This window comes from Pseudomonas syringae pv. coryli str. NCPPB 4273 (assembly GCF_000972175.1).
Taxonomy (GTDB): Bacteria; Pseudomonadota; Gammaproteobacteria; order Pseudomonadales; family Pseudomonadaceae; genus Aquipseudomonas; species Aquipseudomonas syringae.
This window is the reverse complement of sequence record NZ_AWQP01000008.1, coordinates 59,030-84,513: the sequence shown is the minus strand read 5'-3', so window position 1 is coordinate 84,513 and position 25,484 is coordinate 59,030. Positions and strand designations below refer to the sequence as shown.

At 61.3% G+C, this 25,484-nt stretch carries 22 protein-coding genes and 2 pseudogenes; 14 read left to right on the top strand and 10 right to left on the bottom strand.

Going from position 1 to position 25,484, the window contains the following annotated elements:
* Positions 1 to 200: 200 nt before the first annotated feature.
* Positions 201 to 1,202, top strand: coding sequence for an LLM class flavin-dependent oxidoreductase (locus P406_RS06145; RefSeq protein ID WP_046235668.1), 1,002 nt, complete (start codon positions 201 to 203; stop codon positions 1,200 to 1,202).
* Between the two features lie 137 nt (positions 1,203 to 1,339).
* Here the strand turns inward: P406_RS06145 and P406_RS06140 are convergent, their stop codons facing one another.
* Together P406_RS06140 and P406_RS06135 are read right to left on the bottom strand one after the other, a co-directional pair.
* The gene (locus P406_RS06140) at positions 1,340 to 1,567 is read right to left on the bottom strand and encodes a DUF1161 domain-containing protein (protein WP_046235667.1); all 228 of its coding nucleotides are present in this window, start codon (positions 1,565 to 1,567) and stop codon (positions 1,340 to 1,342) included.
* A gap of 145 nt (positions 1,568 to 1,712) precedes the next feature.
* The gene (locus P406_RS06135; protein ID WP_003318455.1) at positions 1,713 to 1,928 is read right to left on the bottom strand and encodes a dodecin; all 216 of its coding nucleotides are present in this window, start codon (positions 1,926 to 1,928) and stop codon (positions 1,713 to 1,715) included.
* A gap of 165 nt (positions 1,929 to 2,093) precedes the next feature.
* Between P406_RS06135 and P406_RS06130 the strand changes: the two genes are divergently transcribed.
* Entirely contained in the window at positions 2,094 to 2,420 is a 327-nt protein-coding gene (locus P406_RS06130) for an ElaB/YgaM/YqjD family protein (protein ID WP_003318456.1), read from the top strand.
* Here the strand turns inward: P406_RS06130 and P406_RS06125 are convergent, their stop codons facing one another.
* Positions 2,421 to 3,377: a LysR family transcriptional regulator gene (locus P406_RS06125; RefSeq protein ID WP_046235666.1), complete on the bottom strand. Its 957-nt coding sequence runs from the start codon at positions 3,375 to 3,377 to the stop codon at positions 2,421 to 2,423.
* Positions 3,378 to 3,456: 79 nt separating this feature from the next.
* Between P406_RS06125 and trpB the strand changes: the two genes are divergently transcribed.
* The 3 genes from trpB (at position 3,457) to P406_RS06110 (ending at position 6,148) form a co-directional block, all read left to right on the top strand.
* Complete coding sequence (gene trpB / locus P406_RS06120) at positions 3,457 to 4,686, top strand: tryptophan synthase subunit beta (RefSeq protein WP_003318458.1); 1,230 nt, start codon at positions 3,457 to 3,459, stop codon at positions 4,684 to 4,686.
* Positions 4,683 to 5,492 (top strand): tryptophan synthase subunit alpha, encoded by an 810-nt coding sequence (gene trpA, locus P406_RS06115; RefSeq protein ID WP_003318459.1) that lies wholly within the window; start codon positions 4,683 to 4,685, stop codon positions 5,490 to 5,492. Before trpB ends, trpA begins: the two co-directional genes overlap by 4 nt.
* A 125-nt stretch (positions 5,493 to 5,617) precedes the next feature.
* Positions 5,618 to 6,148, top strand: a complete 531-nt coding sequence (locus tag P406_RS06110) for an anti-virulence regulator CigR family protein (protein ID WP_003432716.1) — start codon at positions 5,618 to 5,620, stop codon at positions 6,146 to 6,148.
* A 265-nt stretch (positions 6,149 to 6,413) separates the two neighbouring features.
* Here P406_RS06110 and P406_RS06105 read toward each other — a convergent pair whose 3' ends face one another.
* Both P406_RS06105 and P406_RS06100 read right to left on the bottom strand, forming a co-directional pair.
* Positions 6,414 to 7,238, bottom strand: a complete 825-nt coding sequence (locus tag P406_RS06105; RefSeq protein ID WP_046235665.1) for an alpha/beta fold hydrolase — start codon at positions 7,236 to 7,238, stop codon at positions 6,414 to 6,416.
* Positions 7,239 to 7,382: 144 nt separating this feature from the next.
* Complete coding sequence (locus tag P406_RS06100; protein ID WP_046235664.1) at positions 7,383 to 8,333, bottom strand: choline sulfate utilization transcriptional regulator; 951 nt, start codon at positions 8,331 to 8,333, stop codon at positions 7,383 to 7,385.
* Positions 8,334 to 8,447: 114 nt separating this feature from the next.
* On the opposite strand from P406_RS06100, the pseudogene betC reads away from it, so the two are divergent.
* The 3 genes and pseudogenes from betC (at position 8,448) to P406_RS06085 (ending at position 12,655) form a co-directional block, all read left to right on the top strand.
* Positions 8,448 to 9,953: pseudogene (betC, locus tag P406_RS06095) on the top strand (choline-sulfatase).
* A 36-nt stretch (positions 9,954 to 9,989) separates the two neighbouring features.
* A complete protein-coding gene (locus P406_RS06090; protein WP_046235663.1) occupies positions 9,990 to 10,916 on the top strand; it encodes a choline ABC transporter substrate-binding protein in 927 nt (308 codons plus the stop codon).
* A 170-nt stretch (positions 10,917 to 11,086) separates the two neighbouring features.
* Positions 11,087 to 12,655: a SulP family inorganic anion transporter gene (locus P406_RS06085; RefSeq protein WP_046235662.1), complete on the top strand. Its 1,569-nt coding sequence runs from the start codon at positions 11,087 to 11,089 to the stop codon at positions 12,653 to 12,655.
* A 178-nt stretch (positions 12,656 to 12,833) separates the two neighbouring features.
* Here P406_RS06085 and aroE read toward each other — a convergent pair whose 3' ends face one another.
* Complete coding sequence (gene aroE / locus P406_RS06080; protein ID WP_046235661.1) at positions 12,834 to 13,658, bottom strand: shikimate dehydrogenase; 825 nt, start codon at positions 13,656 to 13,658, stop codon at positions 12,834 to 12,836.
* A complete protein-coding gene (gene hemF / locus P406_RS06075; RefSeq protein ID WP_003401477.1) occupies positions 13,658 to 14,572 on the bottom strand; it encodes an oxygen-dependent coproporphyrinogen oxidase in 915 nt (304 codons plus the stop codon). The genes aroE and hemF overlap by 1 nt, the downstream gene beginning before the upstream one ends.
* A 171-nt stretch (positions 14,573 to 14,743) precedes the next feature.
* Between hemF and P406_RS06070 the strand changes: the two genes are divergently transcribed.
* On the top strand, positions 14,744 to 15,718 hold the full coding sequence (locus P406_RS06070) for an NADPH:quinone reductase (protein ID WP_046235660.1): 975 nt from the start codon (positions 14,744 to 14,746) through the stop codon (positions 15,716 to 15,718).
* A gap of 36 nt (positions 15,719 to 15,754) precedes the next feature.
* Here the strand turns inward: P406_RS06070 and tsaC are convergent, their stop codons facing one another.
* The 3 genes from tsaC to P406_RS06055 all read right to left on the bottom strand — a co-directional run bounded on the left by tsaC (position 15,755) and on the right by P406_RS06055 (position 18,618).
* A complete protein-coding gene (gene tsaC / locus P406_RS06065) occupies positions 15,755 to 16,312 on the bottom strand; it encodes an L-threonylcarbamoyladenylate synthase type 1 TsaC (RefSeq protein WP_003340101.1) in 558 nt (185 codons plus the stop codon).
* 38 nt (positions 16,313 to 16,350) lie between these two features.
* Positions 16,351 to 17,469, bottom strand: coding sequence for a DNA-processing protein DprA (gene dprA / locus P406_RS06060; RefSeq protein WP_046235659.1), 1,119 nt, complete (start codon positions 17,467 to 17,469; stop codon positions 16,351 to 16,353).
* Positions 17,470 to 17,592: 123 nt separating this feature from the next.
* Positions 17,593 to 18,618, bottom strand: coding sequence for a LysM peptidoglycan-binding domain-containing protein (locus P406_RS06055; protein ID WP_046235658.1), 1,026 nt, complete (start codon positions 18,616 to 18,618; stop codon positions 17,593 to 17,595).
* A 125-nt stretch (positions 18,619 to 18,743) separates the two neighbouring features.
* On the opposite strand from P406_RS06055, the gene def reads away from it, so the two are divergent.
* From def to P406_RS06030, 5 genes and pseudogenes are all read left to right on the top strand, one after another.
* The gene (def, locus tag P406_RS06050; protein WP_003318474.1) at positions 18,744 to 19,250 is read left to right on the top strand and encodes a peptide deformylase; all 507 of its coding nucleotides are present in this window, start codon (positions 18,744 to 18,746) and stop codon (positions 19,248 to 19,250) included.
* 53 nt (positions 19,251 to 19,303) lie between these two features.
* Positions 19,304 to 20,248 carry a methionyl-tRNA formyltransferase gene (gene fmt, locus P406_RS06045; RefSeq protein WP_046235657.1) on the top strand — a complete coding sequence of 315 codons (945 nt, stop codon included), beginning with the start codon at positions 19,304 to 19,306 and terminating at the stop codon, positions 20,246 to 20,248.
* The gene (rsmB, locus tag P406_RS06040) at positions 20,245 to 21,570 is read left to right on the top strand and encodes a 16S rRNA (cytosine(967)-C(5))-methyltransferase RsmB (RefSeq protein WP_003413784.1); all 1,326 of its coding nucleotides are present in this window, start codon (positions 20,245 to 20,247) and stop codon (positions 21,568 to 21,570) included. Before fmt ends, rsmB begins: the two co-directional genes overlap by 4 nt.
* Before the next feature lie 4 nt (positions 21,571 to 21,574).
* Entirely contained in the window at positions 21,575 to 22,948 is a 1,374-nt protein-coding gene (gene trkA, locus P406_RS06035) for a Trk system potassium transporter TrkA (RefSeq protein WP_003413782.1), read from the top strand.
* Positions 22,949 to 23,102: 154 nt separating this feature from the next.
* A pseudogene (locus P406_RS06030) lies at positions 23,103 to 25,471 on the top strand (FdhF/YdeP family oxidoreductase).
* Positions 25,472 to 25,484: the final 13 nt, after the last annotated feature.

Sequence of the window (25,484 nt, the reverse complement as noted above, 5' to 3'; positions counted from 1 at the left end):
TGGAATGAATTTGGATCGTTGCTGTTACAGCATTCTGAGGATAGACGGCTCTGGAAAGTTCAACCGTCGGAAAGACCTACCATTTCAGTAGGTTTTTCTACACTGCCCCATTGAAAAGCCGGACTTGCGCCCGCACTGCTGTTTCATCGTGGGCAGCTCCAGCAGCCGGCCCATCACAATTCGAGGAGCTACCCCGGCCTATGAAACGTCTGGCAGATGTAAAAATTTCCACCCTTGATCTGGTGCCGGTGCGCCATGACAAAGGGCCCGCCGAATCGCTGCGCAACTCGCTCAACCTCGCCCAGCATGTCGAAAAGCTCGGTTACAACCGCTTCTGGGTGGCCGAGCACCACAACATGGACGGCATCGCCAGTTCAGCGACCGCGGTGCTGCTCGCCTACCTGGCAGGCGGCACGTCGACCATTCGTGTCGGGTCGGGCGGGATCATGCTGCCTAACCACGCACCGCTGGTGATTGCCGAGCAGTTCGGCACCCTGGCCAGCCTGTATCCCGGCCGCATCGACCTGGGACTGGGCCGCGCACCGGGCTCTGACCAGATGACTGCGCGTGCCTTGCGCCGCGAGCGCTCCGGCAGTGCCGATGACTTTCCGGATGATGTCACCGAGCTGATGGAATACTTGGGCCCGCGCACGCCTGATCAAAAAGTGATCGCCGTACCCGGTTCAAATACCAACGTGCCGATCTGGCTGCTCGGCTCGAGCCTGTTCAGCGCCCAGCTGGCAGGCATGCGCGGCTTGCCGTATGCCTTCGCCTCGCACTTTGCACCGCGTTACATGCACGAGGCGATTCGCGTGTATCGCAATCACTTCCAGCCATCGGAAGTGCTCGACAAGCCTTACGTGATGCTCGGCGTGCCCCTGTCGGCAGCCGACACGGACGAGCGTGCCGAATACCTGGCGACATCGGTCTATCAGCGCATTCTGGCGCTGATGCGTGGGCACAGCCTGATGCAGCGTCCGCCTGTCGAATCGATGGACGGCCTGTGGCTGCCGCACGAGCGTGAGGCCGTAGCAAGCTTCCTCGGGCTGGCGATGGTGGGTGGCCCGGACAAGATCCGCGCCAAGCTGGATGTGCTGCTTGAGCAAACAGACGCTGATGAGTTGATCTTCACCTGCGACATGTACGAGCATGAGGATCGACTGCGCTCATACGAGATCCTCGCGCAGGTCGCACACGGCTAAGCGATTTTCCGAATCGGAAAAAACCAGCCACACACAGAATCGCCCCGGACTGGATGACAGTCCGGGGCGATTCTGTTCGTGAAACCTGCAAACGGGATTAACCGGGCAAACCGGCCTGAGCCGGGCCCGGTTGGCAATCAACCGCGCTGGTAAACGATTTCCTTGGTGCCGCCTTCGCAGGTGCCGACCACTTCTTTGCCGGCCTCTGCGCTGCCTTTCTCGACCACTTCCAGCGTGTAGGACGTTACGCCCTTCGCCTGGAGTCTTGCGTCGAGTTCACTTTTCAACTCTTCACATGGCTTGCCTGCCGCGAGGGCAGTGCCTGCAATGCTCAGCAAGCCTACAGCCAACAAAAACTTCTTCATGGGTAATCCCTCTCGTCCGGCCAAATGAAGACGCCATCGGAACAGGCGCCCATTGAAATCCCCACGCTCACACAGCGAACGCGTGGCCACATCTGCGTGTAGCGCAAGTTATGGCAATCGGCCAGCCGAAAGGTTCAGATCACCCTCAGCTGTTGGTGATGCGGAAGCCCACTTTCAACGTCACCTGGAAGTGCGCGACTTTGCCGTTTTCGATATGGCCGCGGGTTTCAGTCACTTCGAACCATTCCATCAGGTCGAGGCTTTTGCTGGCTTCGGCCAGGGCATTGTTGATGGCGTCTTCGATGGTGGTCGTGGAAGAGCCTACGATTTCAACTTTCTTGTACGTGTGATGATCCGACATGGCAGTTCTCCTGAGGTCTGAAAAAGACGCGATATAGAGCGCGCTCCCTGCTTCTGTCAGGGGAAGGCGCGCAAAAGTTCAGACCTTTGCAAAAATCCCATCGCACTTTCCAAAAAGCCCGGAGTCCGAAACAACACGCTCACTCATCATTGCAGGAGAAACACCATGGCTACTACGTCACTTCGCAAAGCCTCGTTGCAGAGTATGGAAGCTGAAATCGAGAGCCTCCTGAAGTCCCTCGAGGGCCTGAAAGCCGATGCTACCGACGAGTCGCGCAAGACTCTGAAGAATCTGAAAGCCAACGCTGAAAGCGCGCTGAGCCATTCGCGCAGCCTGCTCAGCGATGTCTACGAAGACGTCAAAGAGAAAACCCGCGAAAACGCACTGGCAACTCGTGACTACGCTCAGGAACATCCTTGGACCACCGCCGGCGTTGCGGTAGGTGCCATCGGCCTGATCGCTGCCTACATGCTGTTCAAGCGCGGTAACTGATCAGTTTCTGATCGGTTCCCCGGACCGCTTCAGCTCATTTTTTAACCACTGAGCAAGCTGCTGCGCCCGTCCATCGGCCGCACGTCTGGGTACCCAAAGCGCCAGCTGCGCCGGGGTTTCACTGAACCCCCAAGGCGCAGCCAGGCGACCGGCTTTCAGGTCATCGATGACCAGAGGTTCCGGCGCAATCGCGATGCCAAGGCCCGCCACGGCCGCCTCCAGCAAATAATACAAATGCTCGAAACCCTGCCCGTAATGCAATGACTGCGGGTCGATACCGTTCTGCTGCGCCCAGCTTGGCCACGCCTGCGGACGCGATGTGGTTTGCAGCAATGATTCTTCCAGCAACGCCTCGACAGGTGCATCGCACAGACGCTCGAATCGCGCGAAGCGTGGGCTCAACACCGGTCCGATCCGCTCGCTTGCCAGTTCGAATACCTGCATGTCTGCAGGCCACGGCGGCTCGGCAAAGATCAGCAGGGCATCAAGCCCTGGCCGACGCGGATCAAGATCACCTTCGCCCGCCGACAGGTGCAGACGCAGGTCCGGCAGCTCGGCATTCAGGCGGCTCAAGCGCGGTATGAACCAGCGCGCCAGCAGGCTGCCCGAGCACCCCAACACGAACGGCGCATCTGCGCTGCCCTTGCTCAACTCTGCGCACACGCCGCGCAGCCGGTCGAACGCGTCGCCGCTGACATCGCGTAGACGAATACCTGCATCTGTGAGTTTCAAGCCTCGTCCGTCCTTGCTGAACAGGCTTACACCCAGGTGCTCTTCAAGCACTTTCAATTGGCGACTGACAGCGCCATGTGTGACGTTCAGCTGTTCCGCCGCCTGACTGACACTGCCAAGCCGGGCAGTGCTTTCAAAGGCGCGCAATGCATTGAGGGGAGGGAGGTCGCGGCTCATGATCTGTGAGTTTTCCTGACAGGTTGCAGCAATCTTATCGGTTTTCATCCGGCCTTGCGCTGGTTAAAGTGGACCCATTGCCAATACGGCTCAACCCATTCGCCCAATACTGCAACTGGAGCACTTCATGACCCAGACCAATTTCCGCAGCGGCCCCGACGCCAACGGCCTGTTCGGCTCATTCGGCGGCCGCTACGTGGCTGAAACCCTGATGCCGCTGGTGCTCGACCTCAACCGCGAGTACGAAGCGGCCAAGGTCGACCCGGAATTCATCAAAGAAATGGCCTACTTTCAGCGCGATTACGTGGGCCGTCCGAACCCGCTGTACTTCGCCGAGCGCCTGACCGAGTTCTGCGGCGGCGCGAAGATCTACTTCAAGCGCGAAGAGCTCAATCACACCGGCGCGCACAAGATCAACAACTGCATCGGCCAAGTGCTGCTGGCCAAGCGCATGGGCAAAAAACGCCTGATCGCGGAAACCGGCGCCGGCATGCACGGCGTTGCCACTGCTACCGTTGCTGCACGTTTCGGCCTGCCTTGTGTGATCTACATGGGTGCTACCGACATCGAGCGTCAGCAGGCCAACGTGTTCCGCATGAGGCTGCTGGGCGCTGAAATCGTTCCGGTCACTTCCGGCACCGGCACCCTGAAAGATGCGATGAACGAAGCGCTGCGTGACTGGGTGACCAACGTTGAAGACACCTTCTACCTGATCGGCACCGTGGCAGGCCCGCACCCTTACCCGGCGATGGTCCGTGATTTCCAGGCCATCATCGGCAAGGAAACCAAAGAGCAGATGCTGGAGAAGGAAGGTCGTCTGCCGGACAGCCTGGTCGCCTGTGTCGGCGGCGGTTCCAACGCCATGGGCCTGTTCCATCCGTTCCTGGATGACGCCAGCGTGGAAATCATCGGCGTTGAAGCGGGCGGTCACGGCGTCAGCACCGACAAGCACGCGGCCAGCCTGAACGGCGGCGTACCGGGCGTGCTGCACGGCAACCGTACCTACCTGCTGCAGGACGGCGACGGACAAATCACTGATGCGCACTCGATCTCTGCCGGCCTGGACTATCCAGGCATCGGCCCGGAACACGCATTCCTGCACGAAGTGAAGCGCGTCGAATACGTCAGCATTACCGATGATGAAGCGCTGGACGCTTTCCATCAGTGCTGCCTGCTCGAAGGCATCATCCCGGCGCTGGAAACCGCTCACGCCCTGGCCGAAGCCATGAAGCGCGCGACCAACCTGCGCGACGATCACCTGATGGTCGTGTGCCTGTCCGGGCGCGGTGATAAAGACATGCAAACCGTCATGAACCACATGGCCGCCGCCGAACACACTCAGGAGCAGCTGGTATGAGCCGTCTAGAACATCGTTTCGCCCAGCTTAAAACCGAAGGTCGTGCGGCGCTGGTCACCTTCATCACCGCCGGTGACCCTGGCTACGACACTTCGCTTAAAGTTCTGAAGGGCCTGCCTGCTGCGGGTGCTGACGTGATCGAACTGGGTATGCCGTTCACCGATCCGATGGCTGACGGTGTGGCGATTCAGCTGGCGACCCTGCGTGCTCTCGACGCTGGCCAGACCCTGCAGAAAACCCTCCAGATGGTCAGCGAATTCCGTGTCGACGATCAGACCACGCCGATTGTGCTGATGGGTTACTACAACCCTATCCACCGCTTTGGCGTCGAAGCCTTCGTGGCGCAGGCAAAAGAAGCAGGCGTTGACGGTCTGATCATCGTTGACCTGCCACCCGAGCACGACGCCGAGCTGGCGACGCCTGCACAGGCGTCCGGCATCGACTTCATCCGTCTGACCACGCCGACCACCGACGATGCGCGTCTGCCGCGCGTGCTGGAGCGCAGCTCCGGGTTCGTCTACTACGTGTCGGTTGCCGGTGTGACCGGTGCTGGCTCGGCCACCACCGAGCACGTCACTGAGGCCATCGCTCGCTTGCGCCGCCACACCGATCTGCCGATCAGCGTCGGTTTCGGTATCCGCACACCCGAGCAGGCCGCGGCGATTGCGCGTCTGGCCGACGGCGTGGTCGTGGGCTCGGCCTTCGTCGACAAGATCGCCAGCGCCGAGTCGCCGGAGCACGCCATCGACGGCGTACTGACGCTGTGCGCGGCACTGGCCGAGGGCGTACGTAGCGCTCGTCGCTGAGGGTAAAGTTTCTGATACAGAGGAATCAAAGCCTGAGCGGCGGCTCTATGTAGCAAGACACAAGGGGTTCATGACCAACGTCATGAACCCCTTTTTGCTGCATCGCGTGAAGCCGAGGAAGCACCATGAAACTGCCAAACCGTTTTATAACCGGACTGGGTATCTTGATGATCAGCGCCAGTCCGCTGCTGCAAGCTGCACCACCTGATCAGCGCGGTGATGGCCCGGACGACAACCGTGGCGTTCAACAGCCGGGGCCGCAGAACAATGGCGGGCATAACGAGCGTGGCAATGACCGTGGACCGGGCAATGACAATGGCAGGGGTCCCGACAAAGGCCCGGCCAGCCAGCCAGGCAGACAGGCGCATCAGGACAACCGCGGCGGCAACCGCCCACCGCAGGATTTCGGCCCGGTACGCGAAACCTTCCAGCAACACCGCGACGTCATCGGCCGGGGCCAGCCACTGCCGCCGGGCGTACACATCGCCAAGGGCCGTCCGTTGCCACCTGGTTACGGCAAACGCCTGGACAGCCGCTCGCTGCAATACCTGCCACATTATGACGGCTACGAATGGCGCCGCCTGGGCACCGACGTCGTGCTGATCGCCGTGGGCTCGGGGATTGTGTACGCGATTCTGGATGGTGTGTTGAATTGATGGGGTGCTGACGTCCTTGAATGCGCGGCGACGCGCAAACGTGTGACACGGAGCGTCACGCAAGGCATTCCTCATCGTTATACACAAGTCCGCTTTTGATTCTGGCCGAAGCTGTGGAAGCGAACCGGGCGACGCTTCGCTCCCACGCCCTTCGGGCAGAAGCCTGAAAGCGCTGCATTCCCGGCTCTGTGTATAAAAGTGAGCACTACAGCATGGTAGCGCCGCTCCGGAGGGTCTGCATCCGTCCCTGAAGGCGCGGCTCAGCTCAACCCTGCTTCTGGTTAACCCGCGCCAAAAACGTCATCAGCGCCCCTGACACAAAATCCGGATTTTCCAGATTGGCGATATGCCCCGCCTCTGGCACCAGCACGTAAGGGCAGCCGATCAGGTTCGCCATTTCACGCGTCTCCTCGGGCGGGCGCGGGATGTCTGCATCGCCACACATCACCAGCGTGGTGTCGGCATTCAGTTGCTCGATCAACCCGAGCCGGTCATCACGACCGAAAATCATCCTTCCCAGCGGTACCACGGACTGACGCAACTGCTCGGCATTCATGCCAGCAAGTGCTGCACGAAACGACGTGTACACAGGCGACTGCGGATCAATCCCGGGACGGAAGAAGATCGGTACGACGATATCCAGCAGCGGCTCAGGAAAGCTCCCGACGTCTTCCAGCTTGTCGAGCAACGAGAAATAGTAGTCTTTCTTGGCCTCGGTTTCTTTGCCCAGATAGGTATCCATCAGCACCAGACCGGTGATGCGCTCTGGCGCGAGCAGCGCAGCGATTGCGCCCCACATGCCGCCGACCGACAGCCCGACGATGCTGCAACGCTCGATATTCAAATGATCCAGCAGCGCCAGCGCATGCCGCGCCAGGTCATCGAGATTGCGCGTGCCCTCAGGAAACCCGCTGGAATCGCCATGACCCCACAGATCCGGCACGATCACCCGATACTGGCTGGCCAGCGTATCAATCTGTGCACTCCACATCGCCTTGTCCCAGAGATAGCTGTGACCGAGCAATACCACCGGACCGGTGCCTTGGTCGGAATAGTGAAGTGTCTTACCGTCGATGAGTAGATCCGGCATTTCTGATGATCCTCTATTCTGGTCTTTCAGCATTCGATTCAATCGCCCATGGCAGGCAGCTCATGAGGTTGAAGCGTATGCGTGACCATTTTGTTGATATGCGCGCGGTGATGGACCGAGTGGTCACTTTTCAGCGCGGCAATATTACACCGCAATCGACGGCAATGGCCTACCCGCCAGCGAAACACCGCTCAACGCCTGCTCGCTGGCCAGCCAGTCCACGAACTGCTGAACGATCTGCACGCGGCGTTTGCGCTGGGGCAGGACCACGTAATAGCCCTGGCCGGAAATCGCCGCGCCGGCGATAGGGCGGCAGAGCAGGCCTTGGTCGAGAAGGTCGTCGACCAGGTGACGCCAGCCGATGGCGATGCCTTGTCCGCCGATGGCCGCCTGGATCAGCAGGGTGTAGTTGTCGAAGCGCAACTGGCCGGGCGCGGGGACCTGGGGGATGTCCAGCGCGCGGAATACGCCCGCCCAGTCGAACCAGTGGTTGATGCTTTCGCCACGCAGGTGCAGGAGTGGAAAGTCGCGCAGCGCATCGTTGGGCAGCGGCGTCTGGCGCCCGGCGAGCAATTGCGGGCTGCACACCGGGAAGACCTCTTCGCTGAACAGCCAGTGGCTTTCGCCCTGTTTGAAGCGCCCGTCACCGAACAGCACGGCAACGTCGATGTCGGCGCGTAACATGCTGTGGGTACGCTCGCTGGTGACCAGGCTGACGTCTACGTCCGGGTTGACCTTGTGGAAACGGTGCAGACGCGGCATCAGCCAGTAGGCGGCGAAGGCGAAGTCGGTCGCCACTTGAAGCACTTCGTGCTGATGGTGTTCGGTGATCGCTATCAATCCGCTGTCGATGGATTGCAGTCCGGCCTGCACATGGCTGAACAGCACTTCACCGGCGTCGGTCAATTCGATGCCACGGTAGATGCGGTCGAACAGGCGTGTAGCGAGTTGCTCTTCGAGGCGCTTGATCTGCTGGCTGACAGCGGGCTGTGTCGTGCCCAGTTCGAGGGCTGCCGCGGTGAAGCTGCGCAAGCGCGCCGCGACCTCAAAGGCACGCAGCAGGTCGAGTGACACATCGCCGAAAGATTCAAACATTAGCTGAGCTTATCCTAGGCATTGCTGTGTATGGGCTTTACCCTGAAACGTATGGACTCCATCCTCATACCCGGCACTTTCGCATAACTTTTCACAATGGGACGCAGCGATTACATGAAGCGCAAAAATATTCTGTTCATCATGGCCGATCAAATGGCCGCGCCAATGTTGCCGTTTTACGCCCGGTCCCCGATTCTGATGCCGAACCTGAGCCGCATGGCTGCCAACGGCGTAGTGTTCGACTAGGCGTATTGCAACAGCCCGCTATGCGCACCGTCGCGCTTCACCCTGGTCAGCGGCCAGCTGCCGAGCAGGATCGGCGCGTACGACAACGCAGCCGACTTCCCGGCCGACATCCCCACCTATGCCCATTACCTGCGTGCGCTGGGCTACAAGACCGCCCTGGCAGGCAAAATGCATTTCTGCGGACCGGATCAACTGCACGGCTACGAAGAACGCCTGACCAGTGACATCTACCCGGCCGACTACGGCTGGTCGGTCAACTGGGACGAGCCGGACGTGCGGCCAAGCTGGTATCACAACATGTCTTCGGTATTGCAGGCCGGTCCGTGCATTCGTACCAACCAGCTGGACTTCGATGAAGAGGTGCTGTTCAAGTCCCAGCAGTATCTGTACGACCACGTGCGCCAGGACGGTGATGCGCCGTTCTGCCTGACCGTTTCCATGACTCATCCTCATGATCCGTACACCATTCCCATGCCGTTCTGGGACCTGTACGCCGATGAAGAGATCCCGATGCCGCCGCCGCACGCCAATCAGGCCGCGCTGGACCCGCATTCGCAGCGGCTGCTCAAGGTCTACGACCTGTGGGACAAGCCCATGCCGACCGACAAGATTCGTGATGCTCGCCGCGCCTACTTCGGTGCGTGCAGCTACATTGACCTCAACGTCGGCAAACTGATGCAGACCCTCGATGAAGTCGGGTTGGCGGAAGACACCATCGTGGTGTTCTCCGGCGATCACGGCGACATGCTCGGCGAGAAGGGCCTCTGGTACAAAATGCACTGGTTCGAAATGGCCGCCCGCGTGCCGCTGGTGGTGTACGCGCCGGGGCAATTCAAGCCGGGACGGGTCAGTGCGTCGGTGTCGACTGCCGACTTGCTGCCGACCTTCGTCGAAATGGCCAAAGGCAAACTGGACGCCGGTTTGCCATTGGACGGACGCTCGCTGATGCCGCATTTGAAACGCAAGGGCGGGCACGATGAGGTCTTCGGCGAGTACATGGCCGAAGGCACCACCAGCCCGCTGATGATGATCCGTCGTGGCGCGTACAAATTCATCTATTCGGAACAGGACCCGTGCCTGCTGTTCGATGTGAAGAAGGACCCGAAAGAGCAGAAGGACCTGAGCCAGTCACCCACCCATGAAAAGCTGTTCACTGACTTCCTGGCCGAAGCTCGGGCCAAGTGGGACATCCCGGCGATACACCAACAGGTGCTCGCCAGTCAGCGCAGAAGGCGCTTCGTCGCCAAATCGCTGGCAACCGGCAAGCTGAAGAGTTGGGATCACCAGCCACTGGTCGACGCCAGTCAGCAGTACATGCGCAACCACATTGATCTGGACGATCTGGAGCGCAAGGCACGTTTTCCGCAACCTTGACCCTGCCCACACCAAAAAAACCAAAGGGGTACATCAATGAAGAAGTTATCCACAGCCGTTGCGGTCGCGGTCATGACCCTCGGCAGCCTTGCAGCGCAGGCAGAGGACGCCAGTTGCAGTACCGTGAAGATGGCCGATCCCGGCTGGAGTGACATTGCGGCCACCAACGCCATTACCAGCGTGGTACTCGAGGGTCTGGGCTACAAGCCCAAGGTCGATACCCTGGCCGTGCCGATTGCCTATGGCGGTTTGAAAGACGGCAAGCTGGATGTGTTTCTGGGTAACTGGATGCCGGCGCAGCAGGGCTTTTACGACAAGTTCGTGGCCACTGGAGACGTGACGCAACTGGCGAAAAACCTGGAGGGCACCGAATTCACCCTGGCCGTGCCGGATTACGTCTGGGAAGCGGGTGTGCATAACTTTGCCGACCTGAATAAATTCGCTGACAAGTTCGACAAGAAGATCTACGGCATCGGTTCCGGCGCACCTGCCAACCTGTCGTTGCAGGAGATCATCAAGAAGAACGAATTCGATCTGGGCAAATGGAAGCTGGTGGAGTCCAGCGAGACCGCGATGCTTGCCGAGGTCAATCGCAACGTGAAGAAAAAGGCCTTTGTGGTGTTCCTCGGCTGGACGCCGCACCCGATGAACGTGCAGATCGAGGGCATGCACTACCTCAAGGGCGGCGAGAAATATTTCGGCGACACCGGCTCGGTCTTTACACTGACCCGCAAGGGTTATGCTCAAGCCTGCCCGAACGTCGGCAAGCTGCTGACCAATCTGAGCTTCACCCTGGACATGGAAAACAGCATCATGGCCGAGGTGGTCAACAAGAAGGTCAGCAACAGCGAGGCGGCGAAGGCCTGGATCAAGGCCAACCCGGCGGTGCTGGACAAGTGGCTGGAGGGTGTACAGACCGTTGACGGCAAGGACGGTCTGGCGACGGTGAAGGCCAGGTTGTAGGCGTAAAGCCTTGAGTGCGCTGCGTGGCGAAGGTCTGTGACGCAGAGCGTCACCCAAGGCATTCCTACGCTGGAGCGTGAGGAACGATAGCCATCCAACTATCGTGCCCATGCTCCGCGTGCCGTTCTGGACGCTTTGCGTCCTCTACGTTCAATTCACCCGAGGGACCGATGCGCTGGCTCAATCGCCATAAATTTCTACCCTTTCTCGCCTGGCTGCCGCAGCAGAATCGCGCCAGCGTCGGGCGTGATGCGCTGGTGGGCCTGAGTGGCGCCATTCTGGCGCTGCCGCAATCCATCGCTTACGCACTGATCGCCGGGCTGCCGCCTGAGTACGGTCTGTACGCTGCGATTGTTCCAGTCCTCGTGGCCTGTCTGTGGGGATCTTCCTGGCACCTGATCTGCGGGCCGACTGCGGCTATATCCATCGTGCTGTATGCCAGTGTCAGTCCGCTCGCCGTCCCGGCCAGTCAGGACTACATCATGTTGATCCTGCTGCTGACCTTCATCGCCGGTGTGTTTCAGTTGTTGCTGGGGATGATGCGCTTCGGTGCGCTGGTAAATTTCGTTTCGCATTCGGTGGTGCTGGGTTTCACGCTGGGCGCTGCGGTGGTGATTGCGCTGGGGCAGATGCCCAATCTGCTGGGCATCGATCTGCCGAGTCAGACCACCGCCCTCAAAAGCCTGAGCGCCGTGCTCGAGCATCGGCATGAAGTCGATCTGTCTTCGCTGATGCTCGGTCTGTTGACCCTGGCACTGGGCATCGGACTCAAGCTTCTGGTGCCTCGCTGGCCGACGCTATTGATCGCACTGGTGTCGAGCAGCCTGCTGGTGTGGCTGTGGCCGGCGATGTTCGGCCATGTCCGTGTGGTCAGCGCCTTCGTCGGCCATTTGCCGCCCTTCAGCCCGTTGCCGCTGGACCTCGAGCTGATCCTCAAGCTGCTGCCGACCGCCGTGGCGGTGGGCATGCTCGGGCTGGTCAACAGCCTGTCGATTGCCCGCTCGCTGTCGGCTCGTTCGCAGCAGATGCTCAATGCCAATCAGGAAGTGCGTGCCCAGGGGCTGTCGAACATGGTCGGCTCGCTGTTCTCCGGCTACCTGTCAGCCGGGTCTTTTACCCGTGCGGCATTGAGTTACGAGGCAGGTGCGCGCTCGCCGTTGGCGGGGGTGTTTTCTGCGTTGTGGGTGGCGTTGTTTGCGGTCGCCGGTGCCTCGTTGATATCGCACATTCCGATCCCGGCCATGGCCGCCTCAATTCTGCTGATCTGTTGGGGGCTGGTGGATCGTCGAGGCATTCGTGCGCTGTTCCGCGTCAGCCGCGCCGAGTTTTTCGTGATGGCGCTGACCTGTCTGGCCACCTTGTTGCTGGAGCTGCAAACCGCGATCTACGCCGGTGTACTGGCCTCGCTGTTCTTCTACCTCAAGCGCACCTCGCAACCGCGCGTCCAGCAGTGGCGCGAGGGCGACGAGGAGGTCCTGCGGGTCGGCGGATCGATCTTCTTCGGCGCCAGCCACTACCTGCAGACCCGCCTGCAACGTACCGAAGGTGTGCGAGTGGTGATCGATGCGCAGCAGATCAACTTCATCGATTACTCAGGCGTGGAGATGCTTCATCAGGAAGCCAGACGTCTGGGCCGCCAGGGCAGAGTGCTGGTCCTGCGCAATGCCAGGCCGCAGGTAATCGAAGAACTGCACAAGCTGGAAGGGGCGGAGAAGTGCCCGATTCTGTTTGAGGATTGAGTTGTAACTCATCGCCGCGACGCTCTGCGTTCTACAAAGGTCCCGATAAGCCCGTAGATTTGGCTTCTGCCCGGAGGGCGTGGGAGCGAACAAGTTCGCTCCCACGCCCTCCGGGCAGAATCAAAAGCGGACTTGTGTATAACTCGGAGCATTGGCACGATAGTCCGCAGATAGCCGATCAACCCGCAGCCAGCAATCTGCGCAACTCCGCCAATACAGGCGCTGAATCCGGGCGCACGCCGCGCCACAACAGGAAGGCTTCTGCCGCCTGCTCGACCAGCATGCCCAGACCATCCACCGCCTGCGCCGCGCCGTGCTCGGTGGCCCAACGGCAAAAAGCAGTGGGCTCGTTGCTGTACATCATGTCGTAGCAGAAGGTCACTCCCGGCTGGATCAGGCTGGGCGCAATGGGCGGCAGCTCTCCGGCCAGGCTGGCAGAGGTGGCGTTGATGATCACGTCCACCGACTCTTCAAGCCAGTCGAAGCTGCTGGCGAATACCGGCCCGAGGTCGGCGAACTCCTGCGCCAGTCGCTCGGCTTTCTCGACCGTACGATTGGCGATCACCAACGCAGCGGGCTGTTGCGCAAGCAACGGCTCCAGCGCGCCACGCACCGCACCGCCTGCGCCCAGCAACAGAATGCGCTGACCACGCAGGCTGCGCGCGCAGTTGACCGTCAGATCACGTACCAGCCCCGCACCGTCAGTGTTATCACCCAGCAGAGTACCGTCGACGAGCTTGCTCAGGGTGTTGACCGCCCCGGCGCGCTGCGCACGTTGGGTGAGGCTGTCGGCCAGGCGCCAGGCTTCTTCCTTGAACGGTACGGTGACGTTGGCGCCACGCCCGACCAGGAAAAACGCCTGAGCGAACGCGGTGAAATCATCCAGCGGTGCCAGCAAGGTTTGGTAATCCAGCGTTTGCCCGGTTTGCTCGGCAAACAGGCGATGAATCAACGGCGACTTGCTATGGCCGATGGGATTACCGAAGACGACGTACTGGTCCATCAGTTTTCCGCCAGCCAGTCGCGATCGGTCAGGAAATACTCGGTCAGGCGCGCCTCTTCGCTGCCCGGCGCGGCCTTCCAGTCGTAACCCCAGCGCACTTGCGGCGGCAGCGACATGAGGATCGACTCGGTACGCCCACCCGATTGCAGACCGAACAACGTGCCGCGGTCGTACACCAGGTTGAACTCGACATAGCGCCCACGACGAAATTCCTGAAACTCACGCTGCTGCACCGTATAGGCCGCTGCCTTGCGCCGCCGGACGATCGGCAGATACGCATTGATGAACGCATCACCGATGGCGCGGATGAAGGCGAAGCTGGTGTCGAAATCCCACTGGTTCACGTCATCGAAAAACAGACCACCGATACCGCGCGGTTCATCGCGATGTTTGAGGTGGAAGTAACTGTCGCACCAGGCCTTGTAGCGCGGGTAGACATCCTCACCGAAGGGCGCACAGGCGCGCTCGGCAACCCGGTGCCAGTGCACGCAGTCTTCCTCGACGCCGTAATAAGGCGTCAGGTCGAAACCGCCACCGAACCACCAGACGGCCTCTTCACCTTCCTTCTCGGCAATGAAGAAGCGTACGTTGGCGTGGGACGTCGGCACATGCGGGTTGTGCGGATGTATCACCAGCGAAACGCCCAGCGCCTCGAAACCACGCCCGGCCAGTTCAGGCCGATGAGCGCTGGCAGACGGCGGCAGATTGCTGCCGAAAACATGGGAAAAATTGACACCGCCTTTCTCGATGACCGTGCCATTCTCGATCACCCGCGTGCGACCACCGCCGCCCGCCGGACGCGTCCAGGCATCTTCCATGAAGTGTGCGCTGCCATCTTCCTGTTCAAGCGCAGTGCAGATACGGTCTTGCAGGTCGAGCAGGTAGGCTTTTACGGCCTCGGTACGGGTACTCATGAGGATCCCTTACGGCTGACGTCAAACGGCTGAGCCCCCGCAGCAAAAGAGGCGCAGGCAAATTGGCGCGTAGCATACCATCGGCGGCGCGGGCTGGCAGTTGACGAAGGTCCGGGGATGGAGTCCGATGGGGGCTTTCGTGGCTTGTTTTAACCATCAAGGAGAGAGCACATGGCAAAGCGTATCCAGTTCAGCGCTGTCGGAGGACCCGAGGTTCTTGAATATGTCGATTTCGAGCCGGAGGCTCCGGGGCCGCAGGCGGTGGTGGTGCGTAACAAGGCCATTGGCCTGAATTTCATCGATACCTATTACCGCAGCGGGCTGTATCCGACGCCGCTGCCTTCCGGCCTCGGTGCCGAAGGGGCGGGGGTGGTCGAGGCGGTGGGGGCCGAGGTAACGCGCTTCAAGGTCGGTGATCGTGTCGCTTACGGCACCGGGCCGCTGGGGGCTTATAGCGAAGTGCACGTGCTGCCTGAAGCGAATCTGGTGAAGCTGGCTGACTCGATCAGTTTCGAGCAGGCCGCAGCCCTGATGCTCAAGGGCCTGACGGTGCAGTATCTGCTGCGTCAGACGTATCAGGTAAAGCCGGGCGAGATCATTCTGTTTCACGCCGCTGCGGGCGGCGTGGGCTCGCTGGCCTGCCAATGGGTCAAGGCGCTGGGCGCCAAACTGATCGGCACGGTCAGTTCGCCGGAGAAGGCCGCTCACGCCAAGGCGCTGGGTGCCTGGGAAACCATCGATTACAGTCACGAAGACGTCGCCAGGCGCGTGCTGGAGCTGACTGACGGCAAGAAATGCCCGGTGGTCTACGACGGGGTGGGCCAGGACACCTGGCTGACGTCGCTCGACTGCGTGGCGCCACGCGGGCTGGTGGTGAGCTTCGGCAATGCGTCCGGGCCGGTCTCGGGCGTGAATCTCGGGATTCTGGCGCAAAAGGGTTCGGTGTATGTCACCCGCCCGACGCTGGGCTCTTACGCCAACAATGCGCAGAACCTGCAGGCCATGGCTGACGAGCTGTTCGACATGCTCGCCAGCGGCAAGCTCAAGGTCGACGGCATTCAGCAGTACGCCCTGAAGGACGCCGCCAAGGCGCAGACCGAGCTGTCGGCCCGGCGCACCACGGGCTCGACCATTCTGATCCCTTGATCGTCTACCACTGAACCCGCGCTGTGTGCGCCAGCGTCAGCCGGCGCGCACGATCTGCGCGGTTGCGATATCGCGTATCACGCTGGGGTTTCGACGGCCGCCCAGGCTGCCGCCGAGAACCCCGTCGATCTGCCCGCGGAAGTACTGCTCGACGCGCAATCTCGAACGCGCGGCAGGGCGACCCGCCGGGTTGGCGGAGGTGGAGATCAACGGACCGACCAGCGCGCACAGTTCACGCACCGTAGGGTGATCGGTAACACGCAGCGCCACGGTTTCGTGAATGCCGGTGATCCACTCGGGCAGCAGGTTCTGATGCGGTACCAGCCAGGTGTTGGGCCCAGGCCAGGTGCTGGCCATGCGGTCGAGCCACAATTCGGGGAAGTCTTCGAACAGGAAGTCGAACTGGCGAATGTTGTCGGCAATCAGGATCAGGCCTTTTTCCACCGGCCGTGACTTGATCGCCAGCAGACGATAGACCGCTTCTTCATCCCATGGATCGCACCCCAGCCCCCAGACTGCCTCGGTCGGGTAGGCAATCACCGCACCGGCTCGAATATCCTGAGCGGCTTGTTGCACTCGCCAACTGCTGACCATTGTTTGTCTCTCCACTGAATCCTGGCGGCAGTTTAACCTCAGGGCGCTCTGGCGAACCATCGTCCTGCTTCACAGCTTATGCGTCCGTCCAGTTCCAGCTCGGTCAGGCCTGCCAATACCTTGGGCAACGGCCAGCCGCATGACGCCGACAGGCCCTCGCTGGTGTGCGGTGCGGCGTGCAGCAGCGCCAACAGTGGATGATCGCAAGGGGCAGGCTTCGCCGGCGTGACGGGATCGACGCTGGGCGCAACACGTTTCCAGTGCTGCAGGCCTTCAAGAATGTGCTCGACGGTCTCGACCAGTGTCGCGCCGTCACGTATCAACTGATGACAGCCCTTGGCGCCAGGGTGATGAATCGAGCCGGGTATCGCGTACACCTCTCGTCCATGCTCGGCGGCCAGTCGCGCGGTAATCAACGAGCCGCTGGCGACACTGGCCTCGACCACCAGTATGCCCAGCGACAGGCCGCTGATGATTCGGTTACGCCGAGGGAAGTTGCTGGCCTGCGGTCCGGCGTCCAGCGGGAACTCGGAAATCACCGCGCCGCCCTGGGCCGCCATCTGCGCGGCGAGCGCGCGATGCTGCTGTGGATAAAGTTTTTCGAGCCCGGTGCCAAGCACGCCGATTGTAAGCCCACCGACATCCAATGCGCCCTGATGCGCGGCGCCGTCAATACCTCGCGCCAGACCGCTGGTGATCACAAAACCGGCAGCCGCAAGGCTGCGCGCAAAAGCGCTGGCGGTGTCCAGCCCGGGTCGGGAGGCGCGACGACTGCCGACCATTCCCAACTGCGGACGCTCGAGGATCGAAGGGTCGCCGGCAATGAAGATCAGCGGCGGTGGATCAGCGATCTGCGCCAGCAATGCGGGGTAGCCAGGGTGGTCCCACATCAGCAAATGCTGGCCCGGACGCTCCAGCCAGGCCAGTGCGGCACTGGCGCCATCACGTACTAAAGGGTCACGACGCGCCTCGGCACAGGCACCAGGAATGCCCAGCGCACGCCATGCGCTGGCCGGCGCACTGAGCGCCGACGAGGCCGAACCGAAGGCTTCGATCAGCCTGGAAAAGCGTTTCGGCCCTATCTCGGGCAAGCGGTGCATGCGCAAACGCGCTTCCAGCTCTGCGGGCGAAGAGGGGGCATTTTCGAACAATGGCATGAGATCGTCCCTGATCCATCGTGCATCCCGAATGATGCACAAACCTGTGGATAACTCTGTTGACAACAATTTGATAAGTGTCTGGTTCGTCACACAAATCCGTGTCAGATCTGAAACATGCGTCTACGGGTTGCGAACCTTGTCCATGATGGCCAAAGATCGGTTGGCTTGCAGGACCAAGGCGTAACTAAGCTTGTCGTAGGTACGGAAAACCATCAGCAGGCCGGCCCGTTCGTCGGGGATTTTTACCAGCTCTCCGGTGATTCGGTCGCGCACGGTTTCGCTGGTCTTGTAGATCGCCAGCACGTTGCCCTCGGTCAGGCCGTCGCGTTTGCCCTTGTCGAGCGTGACCACATCCAGCACGCTGACCTGAGTGACGCCGCGTGGCACATCCAGAATCAAACCTTCTATCGGCGCCTGCGGAGCGCTGGGCAAAAACGTCGAGTTGATAGCCCGCTCTTCGCTGCTGAACAAACGATCGCCCAGACGTACTTCCTGCGTAGAGCGCTGCAGAATCAGGGTCGAGACGTCACCTTCGGTGGCAACCACCTCGGCGCTGCCGACATCATCGGCGTTGATACCCAGTACTTCCTTGGTCTCTGGATCTGTGTAGGTCTTGCCCTGACGGAAGATGCCGTAGACGCTGTGTGCCGGGTCCAGCGCGCCCCGTGCGTAGGCGCGATCACCGTTGCCACTGAGCACGCGCTCGGCATTGCCCGCAACGATGTAGGGCGCTTTTTCGAACTGCTCGACGCTGTCGACAATCCGATTGTTGATCAGGAATGCGTTGATCGCGCCCAACGGAATGCTCGGAATGGCTTCGACCATCGGCGTACTGCGCACACGCGGTGACAATTTGATGGTGCCGCGCGACTCGCCGCGATTGAGCGTCACACGCGGCTGACCATCGACCCAGGTCAGCGCGAGGGTGTCACCGGGGTAGATCAGGTCGGGATCATGGACTTGCGGATTGGCCCGCCAGATCTCGCGCCATTTCCAAGGTTCACGCAAGAACTTGCCGGAAATGTCCCAGAGTGTGTCCCCGGCGACAACGGTGTAGCTCTGCGGATAGCCTTCCCTGAGTTGCACTTGCGCCTGCGCAAGACCGCTGGCAGTCAGGAGCAGCAGGGCGAGTAGTGATTTCCTCATGCGGTGAATCCCTTTATCATGTTGCCTCACGCGAACCCTAGAGTCCTGTCCTGGGCTGCCTGCCTTGAACTCCCGGGCCCGGCACCCAACATTGACTTTACCTTAACAGTGCAGCTCTTACGTATATGGCCATTCTAAACATCCTCGAATTTCCCGATTCGCGCCTGCGCACCATCGCCAAACCTGTGGCGATGGTAGACGAAGGCATTCGCCAGTTGGTCGACGACATGTTTGAAACCATGTACGAAGCGCCAGGTATCGGCCTGGCCGCGACTCAGGTCAATGTCCACAAGCGCGTGGTCGTCATGGACCTGAGCGAAGACCGCAGCGAACCGATGGTCCTCATCAATCCTGAAATCGAAAAACTGACCGATGAAATGGATCAGTATCAGGAAGGCTGCCTGTCGGTTCCCGGTTTCTACGAGAACGTCGACCGTCCGCAAAAGGTCCGAGTCAAGGCGCTGGACCGTGACGGCAAGCCTTATGAACTGGTTGCCGAGGGCCTGCTCGCCATCTGTATCCAGCATGAATGTGATCACCTGAACGGCAAGCTGTTCGTCGATTACCTGTCCAACCTCAAGCGTGACCGGATCAAGAAGAAGCTCGAAAAGCAGCACAAGCTCAACGCCTGATCCGTCGTTACCCCAAAAGGCCTGAACAGGCCTTTTTTTATAATGAGAACTCCATGACTGAGCCACTGCGCATCGTCTTCGCCGGCACCCCGGAATTCGCCGCCGAACACCTCAAGGCCCTGCTCGACAGCCCTCACCAGATCGTCGCCGTGTACACCCAGCCCGATCGCCCGGCCGGTCGTGGACAAAAGCTGATGCCCAGCCCGGTCAAGCTACTGGCGCTGCAACACGACGTACCGGTCATGCAGCCGCCCACACTGCGCGATCCTGCTGCGCAGGCTGAACTGGCAGCGCTGCAACCGGATTTGATGGTGGTCGTCGCCTACGGCCTGATCCTGCCGCAAGTGGTGCTGGATATTCCGCGCCTGGGCTGCATCAACAGCCATGCGTCGCTGCTGCCGCGCTGGCGCGGTGCGGCGCCGATTCAGCGCGCGGTGCAGGCCGGTGATGCCGAGAGCGGCGTGACCGTGATGCGCATGGAAGCGGGCCTGGACACCGGGCCGATGCTGCTCAAGGCCGTCACCCCGATTACCGCGCAGGACACGGGCGGCACGCTGCATGATCGCCTGGCCGAACTCGGTCCGCCTGCTGTGTTGCAGGCCATTGGCGGTCTGGCAGACGGTTCGCTGGTCGGCGAGGTTCAGGATGACAGCCTGGCCAACTACGCGCACAAACTGAACAAGGACGAAGCGCGTCTGGACTGGACTCTCCCGGCCGATGAGCTCGAGCGCCTGGTCCGCGCCTTCAACCCCTGGCCGATCTGCCACAGCACGCTGAACGAAGAAACCCTGAAAGTCCTGGCCGCCGATGTGGCCGAAGGGCAGGGCGCGCCGGGGACGATTCTCGGCGCCAGCAAGGATGGCCTGATCGTCGCCTGCGGGCAGAACACGCTGCGCCTGACCCGTCTGCAATTGCCGGGCGGCAAGCCACTGAACTTCACCGACCTGTTCAACAGCCGCCGCGAGAAGTTTGCCATCGGCACGGTGCTGGGCCAATGAACCCGCGTCTGGCCGCCGCCAAGGCACTGGCTGCCGTGCTCAGCGGCAAGGCCTCGCTGAACAGCTCGCTGCCCACTCAACTGGACAAGGTCGAGGTGCGTGATCGTGGCCTGACGCAGGACCTGGCATTCGGCACCGCGCGCTGGCAGCCACGCCTGTCGGCACTGGCGGCCAAGCTGCTGCAGAAGCCCTTCAAGGCCGCCGACGCAGACGTTGAAGCCTTGTTGCTGGTCGGCCTTTATCAGCTGTTCTACAGCCGCATTCCGGCCCACGCCGCCATCGGTGAAACCGTGGGTTGCGCCGACAAGTTGAAAAAGCCGTGGGCCAAAGGTTTGCTCAACGCCGTGCTGCGCAATGCGCAACGTGATGGCGAGGCGCTGCTGATCGAGCTGGAACACGACCCGGTGGTGCGTACGGCCCACCCGCGCTGGCTGCAGAAAGCCCTGAAAGCCGCCTGGCCGGAACAGTGGGAAGCCATCTGCGCGGCCAACAATGCGCACCCGCCGATGATCTTGCGCGTCAACCGACGCCATAACCGTCGCGATCAATACCTCGAACTGCTCAACACTGCCGGCCTGCAAGCCAGCGCGTGCACCTTCAGTCAGGACGGCATCGTCCTCGCCGAGCCGTGCGATGTGCGCTCGCTGCCCGGTTTTGCCGAAGGCTGGATCAGCGTGCAGGACGAAGCCGCGCAACTGGCCGCCGACCTGCTGGAGCTGGCCCCCGGGCAACGAGTACTCGATGCCTGCTGCGCACCGGGCGGCAAGACCTGCCATTTGCTGGAAGTGCAGCCGCAACTGAGCGGCGTGGTGGCGGTGGATCTGGAAGCCAAGCGTCTGGTGCGCGTGCGTGAAAACCTCGATCGCCTGGGTCTGGATGCCGAGCTGATTGCAGCCGATGCACGCGAGACAGCGCAGTGGTGGGACGGCAAACCGTTCCAGCGCATCCTGCTCGACGCACCGTGCTCGGCGACCGGTGTGATTCGTCGTCATCCGGACATCAAACTGACTCGTCAGGCAGATGACATCGCCGCGCTGGCGGCCTTGCAGGGCGAGCTGCTCGATGCGTTGTGGCCTACGCTGCAGGTAGGCGGCATGCTGGTGTACGCGACCTGCTCGACACTGCCGACCGAAAACACCGACGTCATCGAGGCGTTTCTGGCGCGCACCTCCGGGGCCAGAGAGCTGGACATCGCCGGGCAGGCCGGACAGCCGCCCGCGGGTATCAAGCAAGCCCATGGTCGCCAGCTGCTGGCCCAGCAAGGCGGCCACGACGGTTTCTACTACGCCAAACTGATCAAGATCGCGGCGGCGCGGGAGTAAGCGCGTGAAAATCATCATTCTGGGTGCAGGGCAGGTAGGCGGTACGCTGGCCGAGCATCTGGCGGGCGAAGCCAACGACATCACCGTGGTCGACACTGACGGCGACCGGTTGCGCGATCTGGGCGACCGCCTGGACATCCGCACCGTGCAGGGCAAAGGTTCCTACCCGGCGGTGTTGCGTCAGGCCGGCGCGGACGACGCCGACATGCTGGTCGCGGTGACCAGCAGCGACGAAGCCAACATGATTGCCTGTCAGGTGGCCCATACGCTGTTCCACACGCCGACCAAGATTGCGCGCATCCGTGAAGCGGCGTACCTGACACGCGCAGGCCTGTTCGATAAAAACGCGATCCCGGTCGACGTGCTGATCAGTCCGGAGCAGGTCGTCACCAACTACATCAAGCGTCTGATCGAGTACCCCGGTGCGCTGCAGGTGATCGACTTCGCCGAAGGCAAAGCGCAACTGGTCGCGGTCAAAGCCTACTACGGCGGCGCGCTGGTCGGTCAACCGCTGCGCCAGCTAAGAGCGCACATGCCGAATGTCGAAACGCGCATCGCGGCGATCTACCGCCGCGACCGGGCGATACTGCCGAATGGCGACACGGTCATCGAGGCCGACGACGAGGTGTTCTTCATCGCCGCCAAGGCTGATATTCGCGCCGTGATGGGCGAGCTGAGGCGCCTGGACGAGAACTACAAACGTATCGTCATCGCTGGTGGCGGCAACATCGGCGAGCGCCTGGCTGAGGCCATCGAAAGCCGCTATCAGGTGAAGATCATCGAAGTGAGCCCGGCGCGCTGCCGCTATCTGTCGGAGCACCTGGACAGCACAGTGGTGCTGCAGGGCAGCTCATCGGACCGCGATCTGCTGCTGGAAGAAAACATCGGCAACACCGACCTGTTCCTGGCGCTGACCAACGACGATGAAGCCAACATCATGTCGTCGCTGCTGGCCAAGCGTCTGGGCGCACGCAAGGTGATGACGCTGATCAATAACCCGGCGTACGTCGATCTGGTGCAGGGTGGCGAAATCGACGTTGCGGTCAGCCCGCAACTGGCAACCATCGGCACGCTGCTGGCCCACGTGCGCCGCGGCGATATCGTCAGCGTGCATTCGCTGCGACGCGGTGCAGCCGAAGCCATCGAGATCGTCGCTCACGGCGACTCGAAATCCAGCAAGGTCGTCGGCCGCGCCATCAAGGACATCAACCTGCCGACCGGCACGGCAATCGGCGCAGTGATCCGCGACGAACAGGTGCTTATCGCCCATGACATCACCGTGATCGAGTCCGGTGACCATGTGATCATGTTCCTTGTGGACAAGAAGTGCATTCGCGATGTCGAGCGGCTGTTTCAGGTCGGCCTGAGCTTTTTCTGAACCGCTCCTGAACAGGGTATGACCCTGACTGAACCTCTTGCCGACGCGCCCTGTCGGCAACGCTCGTCGACTCGGGCGAATTCTCTCTGAGCCCGTGTATCTCAGACACACGAGCTTCATGCCTTCACGGGCTTTATGAGAGAGAACACACCCCATGTCCGAATCGGAAAACTCCCAGGCCCCGCTTCAGGGATCACAGACCGACGGCACGCCGGCGGGTGGCTGGCCCGCGCTCAGTGCGGTCAACAAGCACCTGTTGCACCAGCATGTGCTGATCAAGGGCAACCGCACGCTGATGTCCATGAACAAGCCTGGCGGCTTCGACTGCCCCAGTTGCTCCTGGCCGGACCCAAAGAAGCCGCACACCTTTGAATACTGCGAGAACGGTGCCAAGGCACTGGCCTGGGAATCGACCAAGAAACGCGTGACCCCTGAGTTCTTCGCCCGGCATACGGTCAGCGAACTGGCGACCTGGAGCGATCACCAGCTGGAAGCAGAAGGCCGTATCACCGAGCCGATGCGCTACGACGCCGCCAGTGACAAATACCTGCCCGTCACCTGGGACGAGGCGTTCGCCGAGATCGGCGAAGAGCTGCGCGGCCTGAGCGACCCGTGGAAGCTGGAGCTGTACACCTCCGGGCGCACGTCGAACGAAGCCGCCTTTCTGTATCAGCTGTTCGGTCGCCTGTACGGCATGGCCAACTTCCCTGACTGCTCGAACATGTGCCATGAAACCACCACCGCGGCGCTGCCCGAGTCGATCGGGGTCGGCAAAGGCACCACGACGCTGGAAGATTTCGAGAACGCCGACGCGATTTTCATCATCGGCCAGAACCCCGGGACCAACAGCCCGCGCATGATGTCCGAGCTGCACGCCGCCGCACGCCGGGGCGCGAGCATCATTTCCTTCAACCCGCTGCGGGAGAGGGCGCTGGTACGTTTTGCGGCGCCGCAGGACCCGCGCGATATGCTCAGTCTGCATGGGGTGGAAATCAGCTCGCAGTACCATCAGGTCAGGATCGGCGGCGACATGATCGCCCTGCAAGGCGTTTGCAAGGCCGTGATCGAAGCCGATGACGTGGCGCAGCGTGAAAACCTGCCGCGTGTACTCGATGTGGCGTTCATTGAAGAACACACCCATGGTTTTGAGCAGTACGCCGATTATTGCCGACAGTTGCCCTGGGACATCATCGAGCGCCATTCGGGTCTGACGCGTCAGGCCATCGAAGAGGTGGCGACGGTCTATAAGCGCTCGAAGGGGGTCATCTGCTGCTGGGGGATGGGCGTCACTCAGCACAAGCGTGGCGGTGATGCCATGCAGCAGATCATCAACCTGCTGCTGTTGCGCGGCAACATCGGCAAGCTCGGTGCGGGCGCTTGCCCGGTACGTGGACACTCCAACGTACAGGGCGACAGAACGATGGGCATCTATGAAAAGGCCGGCGAACCTTTTCTGGCCAGCATGAGCAAGGTGTTCGGTTTTGAAGCGTCCCGAAAAAAAGGCCATGCCGTGGCCGAGACCTGCGAAGCCCTGTTGCGTGGCGAGGTGGAAGCGCTCATTTCCATGGGCGGCAATTTCTTCCGTGCCATTCCAGACACCGATGTGATCTGCCCGACCGTCAGCCGTCTGAAAATGACGGTGCTGGTGAACACCAAGCTCAACCGCAGTGCGACGGTACATGGGCAGAAGGCCTTTCTGCTGCCGTGCGTGGCGCGTTCGGAGCGCGACCTGCAGAACGGCGTGGCGCAAACCATTACGGTGGAGGACTCAATGTCGATGGTGCACGGCTCGACCGGCATGCTCGAGCCTGCGTCGAAACATCTGATTTCCGAAGTGGCGATCATTGCCGGTATCGCCAAAGCGACGCTTGCGCCCAATCCCAAGGTGGACTGGGACAGCTATGTGGGCGACTACTCAAGGATTCGCGACAAGATCGAAGAAGTACTGCCTGAGCAGTTTTACGATTTCAATCAGCGCATCCTCGAACCCGGAGGTTTCCGTTTGCCCAATGCCGCCAGTGAGCGCAGGTGGGACACCGAGTCGGGCAAGGCCAACTTCCTCTTTCCCGAAGGCATCTACGACGAAGACGACACGCCGCCGGGCGCCGAGCATCTGCAGTTGATGACGATCCGCAGCCATGACCAGTTCAACACCACGGTGTATTCCAACGATGACCGTTATCGGGACATCTTTGGCGACCGCATGGTGGTGATGCTCAACCCGCAGGACATCGAACGCCTGGGACTGAAGGCCGGGGACTACATCGAGTTTCAGACGGCGCTCGACCCGACCACGGCGCGGCGCGGCGCGCAGCGGGTTTCAAGGTCATACCCTACGATGTGCCACAGGGTTGCTGCGCAGCGTACTACCCGGAAACCAACGGCCTGCTGCCACTGGCCAACCGGGATAAACACGGCAACACCCCTGCAGCCAAATCCATCCCGGTGAACCTGATACGAATGAGTCCGGAAGGGACTCAGGTGGCGCTGGAGCGACGCGGATTGATTGCGGCGGCCAGTTGAGGGAAACACTATC